The sequence below is a fragment of the Neobacillus drentensis genome (assembly GCF_036962125.1).
GTDB lineage: Bacteria > Bacillota > Bacilli > Bacillales > Cytobacillaceae > Neobacillus > Neobacillus drentensis_B.
Genome location: NZ_JBALOA010000018.1, coordinates 96,356 through 109,004 on the forward strand (window position 1 = coordinate 96,356; position 12,649 = coordinate 109,004).

A 12,649-nucleotide genomic window follows, 5' to 3' on the forward strand; every position below is an offset into this window, starting at 1 on the left:
ATATGAATCCAAATTAAAGTTTTTTCACTTTAATTGGGCTTACCATCAAAACTGCAAGAATAATGGTAATCCATGCATTACTATATGAAAAGAACGCCATTGCAGCAATTGGCAATCCAGCCGCTGGAATAGGCAATCCACTAAAATATCCTATAGTTGGTTTTACATTGAACTTGGCTAATCTTAACGCACCCAATATCGGGAAAAGGATAAATGCCAAAGAAGTTAAAATGGACGGTGCTGCAATGGTATGAAATAGCAGCGCAGGAGCAACACCAAAACTAACAATATCCGCTAAGGAATCCAATTGTACACCTAATTCACTGTTAACTTTTAATCCTCTTGCAATCCTTCCGTCAAGTAGATCAAAAATAGCTGAAATGAAAATTAAAAGGGAGGCTACTTCTAAAAAGCCACTCATATTACAAGTAATAGAAAGAACCCCACACAATAAATTTCCCATTGTAAATAAATTGGGTACTGCTTTTGCTACTTGACTAAACATACTTACCCTCCTGAAGTTAACGATTTTACTATATCTATCCTTCCCTCCGATAATTCTTTAAAAGACATTTTGCATTTTAAATAAATAACGGCCTTGCCTTATCCGAAGTTCACACGTCTTCAGACATGCCTTGCTTTTTCCGCCTTGCCGTGTCCGAAGTTCACACGTCTTCGGACACGTCCTTGCTTTTTCGGCCCAGCCTTGTCCGAAGTTCACACGTCTTCGGACACGTCCTTGCTTTTTCCGCCTTGCCTTGTCCGAAGTTCACACGTCTTCGGACACGACCTTGCTTTTTCGGCCTTTTCTTGTCCGAAGTTCACACGTCTTCGGACACGACCTTGCTTTTTCAGCCTTGCCGTGTCCGAAGTTCACACGTTTTCGGACAAGGACATTTCCGACTTCATAATAGAGGAAATGTCCTTGTAATTGATCTTTTGTTTTTGAATTGGACTTTCAGCATGAATATCCTAACTTATTTTCGTCTGTTTCTGCTTTTCTATATCAGGCATTTTTTCATATCTTCGATACATTAACCAGGCAACAATCGAAAAAATCACAGGTCCGGCCACGCTCCAAATGGTTGTTTGCATATCCCCTTCTAAAGCTGGCTGCATGATACTAAAAAAATTGGCAAATCCAACAGTTAGAATAACCACCCATGCCCAAAAATTTGCACTTGCTTGCGTTTTAAAAACGATAAACGATTTTTTTATTTCCACCTTTTTCTTAAAATACGGGAAGGCAAGTGCGATAAATACATAGGGGAGCGTCATAGCCACGTTCGTCATCGAAACGAGTATGTTAAAGAATGCGGCCATTGTGCTGCCACCGAAAGCGATTAAGGCGATCATCACACAAACAATTGTAGCTTGAATCCACATCGCATTAATAGGTAATCCATTCTTTGTTTCGCCAACTTTTCCTGGCCACAGTCGCTTAGGTGTTCCTTCAATTAGCTGCTTTAGCGGTGAAAACATCAAAGTAAAGAAAGCTCCGGAAAGTGCTAGGAACATCGATAGTCCGACAAATCTTGCCACCCCAGAGCCCAACGCCGCGGCTGCAGCATGGCTTGCTCCAAATGCGGTTCCAAGCGAGTAGCCTAAATTAGCCATAACAATATAACTTGCGTTTCCTAGGTTCACATTTTCTATCCCCATGACAACTGCCCAGTTTGTGAATATGCCACATAATAGTATTCCTAATGAATAGCCGACAGAGATGATGGCTGCGGATAGAAGAATTCCTTTCGGAAACGTTTTTTCTGGATTTTCCGTTACATCCACTAACCCACCAACAGCTTCAAGTCCGCCATAAGCGAATAGGGCATATACGACAAACGCTAAGGAAGCGATAATATCCCCGGCATATACCGGATTTGGTGTTTGAGTAAAGGATTTTACCCCTTCTATCGGCTGTGCCAAGTGGCCGTGATTACCGATAAGTACTGCTATGGCACCAACCCAAAGAAATACATTCAATAGCAAAACGGCAGAACCACCTAAAGAGGTGACTTTCTTAATCTTATCCAGACCCTTGGTGGATGTGTAGGTAACGACAAGAATCCAGGCAATTCCTAAAATACCTAGAACCTGTGGCCCCTGCAGATTAAGAAAAGTCCAGCTTTGCGTTGTATCTTTTCCAAAGATCGCATTGGATACTGGAACCCACATACCTGAGGCAACATTAACCATCCAGGTTATATAAGAAAAATACCACATGAACGTTCCAATAAAGGCAAACTTAGGACCAATGGATTTTTCCATCCATGAATAGATTCCACCCTTTTCGTCTTTGAAGGCGGAACCAAATTCAGCCACCATTAATGCAAAAGGTACAAAGAAGGTGATTGCTGAAAATATGTACCAAGGAATAGCGGCATAACCCATCTTATAAAAGGATCGTGGAATGTTGTTAAATCCATAAACAGAAGTAAAAATCATTAAAACTAGTGATATTAAAGACAACTTTTTGGCTATCTGTGTGTTTGATGCCACATTTTCACTCCTCATTATAGCCTTCGTTATTGAATGAACTTAGTATAACCTAAAATGTTTTCAAATAAGTGTTTTAATTACAGCTGCCTTATCTATCACTAGTTGGAGCTTGGGGTTTACATCAAACAAAAGACGATTCGGATGCCCGAACCGTCTTTTGTGTGTAAATTTATTTAAGCACTTGCTTTTGCTTTTTCGTTGCCAGTACCTTTTTTGCTCATTTTTGTGATGAATGGAACCACCCAACGGTCTAAACCGATTCTACCTGCATTGTAACCAGCTGTTAAGATGATGAAGCCTAAGAAAATGTCTCTTGGGTTATGAGATACAGTACCTGCTAAGAAAAAGCTGAAGTTCATCACTAGACCAAAGAACATCGCAGTAGTTGTTAAGCAACCTAAGATTAATCCTAAACCAATTAATGTTTCGCCCCAAGGAACGATTACGTTAAAGATATCAACGTTTGGAAGTGCAAAGTGTTTTAAGAAATCAACATACCAGCCAAATACAACGGCGCCATCTGGGCCTTTTACTGGGTTGGCGATTGCTCCTTTTAAAAATCCGGCTGCATCAAACCCGCCGCTTGATAATTTTCCATAACCAGCTGTAAGCCAAGAATAGCCTAAGTATAAACGTAAGACCGTAAGAATCGCCGCTGCAATTTTATTTTCTCTTAAAAATTTATTAAACATAAGTTCATTCCGCCCTTCGCGTTTTGTTTGTTCTTATGATTACACTATAATCCCTTTACACAGTAAACAACATGGGTATAGTGATAAGTTCACAGTTTGTTTGAAATGATTTGACGGAATGTTGAACAGCTTTCGATCTCCTTAAAATGAAAATGTCACATCTCTTTTCAAAGGTGCTATACGGAGAGGAGTCTGTTTCACCCTACGCCAAAACTGAGCTTGATTGATTGACTAGGATAAATTTGAACTGTATTGTATCAAATAACCGTATTTTTAGGGGAGTATAAGAGAAAGATTTTTCAGGAGAGGAAAGTGATATAGATAATGAAGCAATACAATACGCGTGCCATCATGGCATCGCTACTCATTTGCGGTTTCGTTGGCATGTTCAGCGAGACCGCTCTAAACATTGCCATTAGTAATTTAATGGAGGTGTTCCGAATTTCGGCAGCGACAGCACAGTGGCTGACGACGGGGTTCCTGCTTACTCTCGGCATTCTTATGCCGATGACTGGGTTGCTTCTACAATGGTTTACGACGAGGCAATTGTTTATCGGTTCGCTCGTAAGCTCTATCATCGGTACATTGATTGCGGCTCTCGCATCCAACTTCGAAATGCTTATGATCGCTCGTATTCTACAGGCTGCAGGCATGGGTCTTTTGATACCGCTCATGTTCAATACGATCCTCGTCGTGTATCCACCGGAGAAACGTGGAGCCGCGATGGGCTTCGTTGGACTTGTCATCATGTTTGCGCCGGCAACCGGTCCAACTGTGGCAGGTCTTCTCATCGAATATTTTACATGGCACTACATCTTCTGGCTCTCACTGCCGTTTTTGGTTATTGGGCTGTTGGTAGGGCTGAAGTATTTGGAAAACGTCACCGATGTAACGAAGCCCCGGATTGATCTACTGTCCGTTGTATTATCAACTATCGGCTTCGGAGGAGTTGTCTTCGGCTTCAGCAAAGCAGGAGAAGGATCCGAGGGTTGGACCAGCACGGTCGTGATTACTTCGATTGCCGTCGGGTTAATCGCTCTTGTTCTGTTCACACTACGGCAGATGACCATGAGCGATCCGATGATGGATCTGCGCGTCTTCAAGTATCCAATGTACAATGTAGGATTACTTATGGTGCTCTCGTGTATGATGATCATTTTGTCGAGCATGATTATTCTGCCAATGTTTCTTCAAAATGGTATGAAACTGTCTGCGTTTACTGCCGGGCTTATGCTGTTGCCGGGCAGCGCGCTAAACGGCATCTTATCACCACGGATGGGAACATTATTTGACAAGTATGGACCGAAGTGGCTCGTTATTCCCGGACTTGCCGTCGTTGCGGTAACGTTATGGTTTTTCTCCAGCATAACGCCCACATCATCGGTCGCTTTTATCGTTGTCCTTCATATTGGATTAATGATCGGCATTTCTATGGTGTGGATGCCAGCACAGACCAACGGCCTGAACCAGCTGCCTCCTGCGCTATACCCACACGGAACAGCAGTAATGAACACGTTGCAGCAGGTAGCGGGTGCGATTGGTACAGCTATCGCAATCATCATTCTTACGACTGGAATGGAGAACTATTTGCATGACTCCTCTGCACCGACTAAGCAGACCGAGATGGCTAACGCTATGACGGCAGGCTCACAGCATGTGTTCTTATTTGCGATGATTGTGACACTGGTCGGCCTCGCTCTGGCATTCTTCATCCGCCGCGTGGTCGTCAATCATTCAGTGATGAATCAAATGCATTAATGACTATTTCTAATTTTGTCGGAGGACTTCCTAGCTATACAGGTTGTCCTCTTTTTTGGAGCCATTGCCAGTGACCCAAAATACTATATAAAAACCTTCGTGCCAACAAGGAACGAAGGTTTTTTGCAGTATATTTATCCTTACTTTTTAATACACATCACGTTGATAACGCCCTTGCTTCTGCATATCTTTTAGATGCGCTTCTGCTTCATCGCGGCTCATTGAACCTTCTTTTTCAATGATGCTGATCAGTGTTTCATGGACGTCTTTCGCCATATAATCCTTATCTCCACACACATAGAAATAAGCACCTGTTTGCAGCCATTCGAATAGCTCTTTACTTTGTTCAATCATCTTATGTTGAACATAAACCTTTTGATCTCCGTCACGAGAGAAGGCAGTGTCTAATTTGGAAAGGACCCCATCTTGTTGATATTTTTCCAATTCATCTTTATATAAGAAATCAGTAGCTGCGTGCTGGTCACCAAAAAATAGCCAAGATCGGCCTGTTCCTTTGTTCACTGTACGCTCTTGTATAAAAGAACGGAATGGTGCAATACCTGTCCCTGGTCCAACCATAATAATATCCGTATCCTGAGACTCCGGCAGATGAAAATGTTTATTTGCTTGAATAAAAACTGGAAGTGTATCTCCTTCATTTACACGTTCAGCACATAAAATAGAGCAAACCCCTTTACGCTCGCGTGCATGAGCTGTGTAGCGCACAGCACCAATGGTTAAATGTACTTCATCCGGATTGGCTGCTATGCTGCTTGCAATCGAGTAAAGGCGAGGCGTCATTTTTCTTAAGATAGAGACGAATTCTTGAGCAGTTGCTTTCCATGGACCGAATTCACGTAACATATCAAGTAAATCCCGCCCATAGCAATATTCCTTCAATTGGGCTGCATTATCAGGCAGGAGAAGCTTTTGTAACTCTTCATTTTCTGTAAATGCCGCTGCCTGCTGTAAAACCTTTTTTGATAGGAGTGTTATTTCAAAATAGGTAGTTAGTGCTTCCTTCAACTGAAGTGTCTCACCTTGCTTATTGATCGTTACCATCGTTTCATCATCCCAGTGCATCTCCTCAAGTAGGGAAGTCACAAGTCCTGGATCGTTTGAGGGAATAATGCCAAGGGCATCACCTGGTACATAAGAAAGACCAGACCCTTCGAGAGATAACTCAATATGTCTTGTTTCTTTACTAGATCCTACACCATTTATATTGATGTTTTTAATAATCTTTGCATGAAATGGATTTGTTCGTGAAAATGTTGTTGGAACCAGTTTGTCTTTTTCGGCAGTTTTAGTGTAATCCAAAGTATTTTGCATGGTTCTTAACCTCCAAAAGTAATATATACATTTTAACATTGATTCGGAAAATCAGATGTGTAATCTTTTACCATCCCTAGAAAAAAAAACGGTTCGGATGCCCGAACCGTCTTTTTAAGCTCATCTATCAACATTAGCCGGAATTTCCTCTACTAAATAAGCGTATACCTCTAATTGCTATTGACAAAAGCCTAGTCTTTCTTTGCAAAAAAGGTCAGTCCCCCATCGTTTTGCACGATAGTGAACTGACCCGTTCATTCATTATCTCTGATACTTTGATAACTTGGAGGTTACCGATCCAGTCTGTTTGTGAGGTGTTCTCGCTTTTAAGTTGGAGGCCCATGATATTTTTGAATCATATTTCTGGGTATGTTCCTTGTTAACTAGGCTTTGTAGACGCTCTTTATTTTTCTCAAGGGATTCTTCAAGAGCCCTCATCCTGCGGGTAGGAAATGACATTCCCGCTAAAATGGTGGTTATTGTGGGGTCTGATTCTGAGATATAGGTTCCTTCGAACAATTCAAGAGGTTCTCCCACCCTTTCAAAAACCAATGGGACATTAATTAGCTTTGCCATATTCTCTGGTCCTTGATAAATCAAACCTGCTCGAATCACACCTGTCGATTCAACTGGACAAAATATCGAGTTTCCCCAAGATTGTTGTATTTTACTAGCTACATCTGTGGTTGTCTTTGCGTCTGTAAGCGTGGTTGAAGATATAATCGTAACGCCTCTTGTACTAAGTATATTCATCAGATCCGTCTCATCGAAGTTTCCGTAAAAGGAACTCTTTTTCGTTACTTGCAGCACATTCTTAATAGCTTCCATAGCTTGATGATTAGAAGAAAGGTAGATTTCATGTTTACTGGATTGTGGGTTCAACTTGCGCATCTGATCATTGTCTACAAGAAACACAGATGAAATCGAGTCAATCTTAGAAATTTCTTCAATACATTCAGTAGCATTGATTCGATTCCCAGCCAATACATTACGATCAGGTACAATCGCAATCGCACCTATGTTGACACCTTGGAGTTGGTCTAATAACAAATCAATTAATATCGGGCTCATACCAGATCCCGTACCACCGTCGGTAGAAAAGGCCACCAACAAAAGCCTAATGTTCTTAAAGGACCGCTGTACAAAGTCAATAATTTCTCGATAGTTGTGATTAACTGCGTTTAATCCTATTGATCGATCCTGCCCAGCACCATTATACCCTGGGACGAAATATTTCTTTTCCACCCTCGTGTTTACTAAGCCATCTCGTTGGTTCGTATTGATAAGCGCTGTTTGAAAGCCCATACTTGATGCTATTTCCGCTATATTTCCTCCTGCTTGGCCTACGCCTAAGATTCCAATTGATTTCACCGTATCCCCTCCTCTTCTTTTTAAAATAATACTCATATTTTAATAAATTAGACTTTTTCGTATGAAATTACATAAAAACAATTAATGCTGAAAGGGTTTGCTCAGTGTTAAAAAGGGTTGATACTCCCAACGAGCATCAAACCTTTTTAACCGTAGTATTCTTTATTGCCTGAGTAAGTGTTCCTTATGCAAAGCGCAGAAAAGACGATTAGGAAGTCCGAATCGCCTTTTAGGTAAGAACTAATTTATGCACTCGCTTTTGCTTTTTCGTTGCCAGTACCTTTTTTGCTCATTTTTGTAAAGAATGGAACCACCCAACGGTCTAAACCGATTCTACCTGCATTGTAACCAGTTGTTAAGATGATGAAGCCTAGGAAAATGTCTCTTGGGTTATGAGATACGGTTCCTGCTAAGAAGAAACTGAAGTTCATCACTAGACCAAAGAACATCGCAGTTGTTGTTAAGCATCCTAAGATTAACCCTAAACCGATTAATGTTTCGCCCCAAGGGACGATTAGTTAAAGACATCTACGTTTGGAAGTGCAAAGTGTTTTAAGAAGTCTACATACCAGCCAAATACGACCGCGCCGTCTGGACCCTTTACTGGGTTTGCAATTGCTCCTTTTAAGAATCCTGCTGCATCAAAGCCGCCACTAGATAATTTTCCAAAACCTGCTGTAAACCAAGAATAACCAAGGTATAAACGTAAGACCGTAAGAATGGCCGCTGCAGTTTTATTTTCTCTTAAAAATTTATTAAACATAAGTTCATTCCGCCCTTCGTCATTTGTTTGTTCTTTATGATTACACTATATTGCATTTTCCACTTAAACAACACGGTTATAGTGATAAGTTCACAGTTTGTTTGAATTGTTTTGACCAACTTTTGAACAGTTTAAAGAACGCTATTCCAGCAGCTATAGGATTGCGATGTTTCTCATTTTAATTAATAGCATCTACAGGTAAAATGTATTATTGGAGCATACTATCAGATTAATTAAAAGGTAGTTTATGTATTACTTAGAGGTGAAGTGAAAGTTGAATATTCAAAAAATTCACAGTAAGAATGTTTTGTTAATCCGTATTTTATGGGGCTGCTTTATCCTGTGTATGTTAGTCCAAGTTTTAAAACATAAAGATCCTGCTTTTATCAGTATCCTTTTTGGCAGCGGGATTTTAGTATGTGGTATCATTTCAATTTTTATTTTCAAGAAACTTTTTATTGAACAAACCATGTATTTATGTGTTCTGGGGATGTCATTTGTAACATTTGTCCTTATCGATAATGAGCCTGTTATATCTAATTTCTACCTCATTTTTTTGGTCATTTTTATTTTATCTTTATATCAGGATTACCGGCCTGTTATTTTAATGAGTATACTTAGTATTTTTATAGGTGCCCATTTTTATAAATACGGAGATCGTCTTAATTATACTTATCACAATGGTGACTTTTCTTACTTTTTATTTACACTTTCGGTTACCTTTCTAGTTGCTTTCCTGCAAATTCGCTATAGCAGAGCAGTCGAAAGAGATGATCATGCAAAAAAGGAAGAAGTAAGAAAGGACAATGAACAACAAATTTTAGCCCTGATCAATTCGATGCCCGATTTAATTTATATTCAGGATGGCACAGGAAGATTTATCGAAATGAATCAATATGCCACAGCCTTATTTAATTTGGAAGACGTTGATTATAGGAATAAACATCTTGACGAACTTTTTTCCAAAAATGAATGGTTTAGAAACTTTCAAAATTGCTTTTCGAATGATGAAATTTCTTGGGAGAAAGGCACTCCCTATCGATTTGAATTGGAACTTTCTATAGAAAATGAGTTCTCCGCTACATTTGATATTATCAAGGTTCCTACTTTTTTTGCAGACGGCAGCAGGAAAAGTTTATTGGTTATTGGTCGGGATATTACAGAACGAAAGATGGCATATGACTTATTTTTAAGATCTGAAAAACTTGCTGTGGTAGGTGAGCTTGCTGCTGGTGTTGCCCATGAAATACGAAACCCGCTCACTTCAATAAAAGGGTTTATGCAGTTAGCTAATCAAGAACGAGAATTTAATCCCAACCACGTACAAATCATGTTAAGTGAAATATCGAGAATTGAGTCTATTGTTTCCGAATACTTATCATTAGCGAAACCAAACCAAAGCTCACTACAATCACATCAAAATATTGATACTCTTGTTAGAAATGTAATGACTCTTTTTGAAAGTCAAACAAACTTGAAAAATATTACTATTCACTCAGAGTTAGATCGTTCTTACCCAATTATGTGTAATCCAAATGAGATTAAACAAGTGTTTATTAATATCTTTCAAAATGCGGTTGAAGCCATTAGTAGTAATGGGGACATATATATATATTTGAGGAATGTTCCAGAAAGTGGAGTAGAAATTATCTTTATTGACAACGGAAGTGGGATTGAAAAAGAACGATTAAAGAAGATTGGTGAACCATTTTACTCCACAAAGGAAAAAGGAACAGGGCTGGGATTATTAACTTCCAACCGTATTATCGAAAAACATAATGGTACGATAAAAATTAATAGTGAGGTAAAAAAAGGGACTGAAGTGAGAGTTTTTTTACCCACTAACTAACCAGTGACTGACCTCCAGCGTGCATTGGAGGTCAGTCACTTAATTTTCAGCTTATTTCAATGAAATTCTCACAATATCATCCAAATATTTCGTGGTATTATACCCATAAATCTCCAGCCTTTTAGGAATCACTTTCTCTCCAGCACTGTTACCGTCTATCCGAAAGCTTTGAACTGTAATGAAATTACGGGGCTGATCAATTTCTTCATATGAGACAGGGATTTTATTTTGATTGTATTCCATCCCATTCTTATCAACGAGTACTCCTTCAGTATCCATCTCCATTGAAATAGGCTCATTTTCTTCCTCACCCAGAACACTAAAGTTAAGCTCCTCATACGCTCGATTCTTAATTTCATGATTGCTTATGACAACCATGGAAGGTAGTCCAACTTCCACCTTATCGATGGAGATTGTACTGCCTGCATATTCAAAGGTTTGAGGATATTTTTGAGAAGCATCCAGTTCGATAGTTTTTGGGTCTTCAAACGTTAAATGAATAGATTTGAGTGGAACATTAATCTGTTTTGGTTTTTCTCCATAAAGAGGGTCAAAGTATGTTTGAAAAGTAGTCCAATTCATGACTTGCTGTGCATTCATAAATGAGCTGCCAAACATATCCGTTTTCACTTTTTTATTGTTCACTTCTATATTGTCAAAATTAAGAGCATCGATCCGCTTCTCTGTCTGTTCAGTATTAATACTATATTGCAGAATTGTAGCAGTTGGGGCAATAGTTAGTCTATCAAATCTAACCGGGATCCCCTCAACTTCAGTTTCTTCCTTTAATGCGTATTCGACGGAAGGCTTTTTGGTGACAGGGATTTCGAAGTTCCACTCCCCTGTTTTATATTCCGTGTTGTCGTAAGCCATAAAACTACTTTGGTCAGAGGAATCACGAATCAATTTCAGGAGCTTTGTGATCTTGAGTTTGATTGTCCCTTTATCCGTTGTGAGTGGCAGCAGACTAAGCTTTCCTTGATAAACGTTCTTTCTTTTCTTATTTACAGCCGATTTAAGGTCAGGAGGATTGTACCATGGTTGGCTTTCAGTATTCATGATTTTATGTTCGTTCTCCACAAACACTCCATCATCATAATTCATCATATATTGATTATCTTCAGCTGTATCTTCAATTTCATAAAAAACTAGAGTCTGAACCTCATCAGCCACCGCACTCCTGATCTTAATTTTCACCCCAGCACTTTCCGCTTCAAGGTTTAGCCTCTCACCCGCGTCCTGTTGTAATAAGGCACGCAATTCCTGATCTTCCTCTGTCCATGTATAGTAGTAGTTGGTGAATGCCCCTGTAAAAACTTCTATCCCTATCAATAATGCGAAAAAACTCGCAATAACCATGCCGATTCTTAAACGTTTCTTGTTCTTCTGTTGTCTATGTTTTTCCCTTTCTGCCAGTCGAGTTTTAACATTTTCCATGAAATCTGCTGGCACATGGAAATCCTCCATTTTTTCCGAAAGATTTGCCATGGTTAACAGGACATCCTGAAAGGAAGCCAAATCATCCTGACAGTCTTGACAATGATATATATGTATCTCTAAATCAATTTTTTTCGGCCGCTCCAGGGTTCTTTCTAAGTAATCGATGTAATACTTGTGATACTCCCTACAGCCATTAAAGGCGGATTCATATCCCATTTCTTTTCTGAGCGACTGAATTCCTGAAAATAAAAGCTCCTTTATCTTTTCTACAGAAACTTGGAGAAGCTGTACCGCTTCCTCATGTGAAAGTCCTTTTACGTAGGTAAGGATCATCGCTTCTTTCTCGTACTCTTTCAATTGATCAAGTGCGTTGAATAGATCCTGACGTGGTTCACTTTCCCCTTGATCCACAGAAAGTTCCCGGCAAATAGGTATGAAAATGGATGTAACCCACAATTCGAATGATGTTTCACGTTTAAATCGCGGCAACTCCTTGTGGACTTTTATTATGAATCGGTAAAATAGCTCTTCCATTTGCTGATGATTACGAAGATAAGACCAACCAAGTATATAGAACGTTTGTTTATGCTTCTCCAACCAATCGTAGATGGAATCTACGCCTTTTTTGCTTATGGTAGTGATTGAAATAGGCTCTATTTTTGCTGGGATCATTCATGTCTTCCCCCCTTCAACCTTCTATTTATATAACAATTTCAAACAATACTTTTATTATAATAGTTCAAACAAAAAAATGGTCTAAATTTCCTTTTTTGAATGACTTTTCCTCAGTAGAACTCAATGGTTTTAATTGATGGATTTAAATGAGATAACAAAAGAATGCTTGTCCAATCCTTTTTAAATAGAAGTTCTATCCTTAATTAAGTAACCAGAAAAAAATAAGCGGAGAATTTCCGCTTATTTGCAGAATGGAGCACGTTTCGGGAT

General features: G+C 39.4%; 8 protein-coding genes and 1 pseudogene. 2 read left to right on the top strand and 7 right to left on the bottom strand.

Features of this window, described 5'->3' with window-relative positions; translation table 11 throughout:
* Window positions 1–13: 13 nt before the first annotated feature.
* From pssA to V7121_RS16760, 3 genes are all read right to left on the bottom strand, one after another.
* Complete coding sequence (gene pssA, locus V7121_RS16750) at window positions 14–505, bottom strand: CDP-diacylglycerol--serine O-phosphatidyltransferase (protein WP_335494190.1); 492 nt, start codon at window positions 503–505, stop codon at window positions 14–16.
* 467 nt (window positions 506–972) lie between these two features.
* A complete protein-coding gene (gene yjeM, locus V7121_RS16755) occupies window positions 973–2,499 on the bottom strand; it encodes a glutamate/gamma-aminobutyrate family transporter YjeM (protein WP_335494188.1) in 1,527 nt (508 codons plus the stop codon).
* A 173-nt stretch (window positions 2,500–2,672) separates the two neighbouring features.
* Window positions 2,673–3,191 (bottom strand): DoxX family protein, encoded by a 519-nt coding sequence (locus V7121_RS16760; RefSeq protein WP_335494186.1) that lies wholly within the window; start codon window positions 3,189–3,191, stop codon window positions 2,673–2,675.
* 324 nt (window positions 3,192–3,515) lie between these two features.
* Here V7121_RS16760 and V7121_RS16765 point away from each other — a divergent pair, with 324 nt between their 5' ends.
* The gene (locus tag V7121_RS16765) at window positions 3,516–4,949 is read left to right on the top strand and encodes a DHA2 family efflux MFS transporter permease subunit (protein ID WP_335547242.1); all 1,434 of its coding nucleotides are present in this window, start codon (window positions 3,516–3,518) and stop codon (window positions 4,947–4,949) included.
* 147 nt (window positions 4,950–5,096) lie between these two features.
* Here V7121_RS16765 and V7121_RS16770 read toward each other — a convergent pair whose 3' ends face one another.
* The 3 genes and pseudogenes from V7121_RS16770 to V7121_RS16780 all read right to left on the bottom strand — a co-directional run bounded on the left by V7121_RS16770 (window position 5,097) and on the right by V7121_RS16780 (window position 8,415).
* A complete protein-coding gene (locus tag V7121_RS16770; RefSeq protein WP_335494183.1) occupies window positions 5,097–6,281 on the bottom strand; it encodes a sulfite reductase subunit alpha in 1,185 nt (394 codons plus the stop codon).
* A gap of 261 nt (window positions 6,282–6,542) precedes the next feature.
* Window positions 6,543–7,652, bottom strand: coding sequence for a tubulin-like doman-containing protein (locus tag V7121_RS16775; RefSeq protein ID WP_335494182.1), 1,110 nt, complete (start codon window positions 7,650–7,652; stop codon window positions 6,543–6,545).
* Window positions 7,653–7,897: 245 nt separating this feature from the next.
* Window positions 7,898–8,415: pseudogene (locus V7121_RS16780) on the bottom strand (DoxX family membrane protein).
* A 274-nt stretch (window positions 8,416–8,689) separates the two neighbouring features.
* Between V7121_RS16780 and V7121_RS16785 the strand changes: the two are divergent.
* Window positions 8,690–10,264, top strand: coding sequence for an ATP-binding protein (locus tag V7121_RS16785; protein WP_335547244.1), 1,575 nt, complete (start codon window positions 8,690–8,692; stop codon window positions 10,262–10,264).
* 51 nt (window positions 10,265–10,315) lie between these two features.
* Here the strand turns inward: V7121_RS16785 and V7121_RS16790 are convergent, their stop codons facing one another.
* On the bottom strand, window positions 10,316–12,376 hold the full coding sequence (locus tag V7121_RS16790; RefSeq protein WP_335547246.1) for a DUF4179 domain-containing protein: 2,061 nt from the start codon (window positions 12,374–12,376) through the stop codon (window positions 10,316–10,318).
* Window positions 12,377–12,649: the final 273 nt, after the last annotated feature.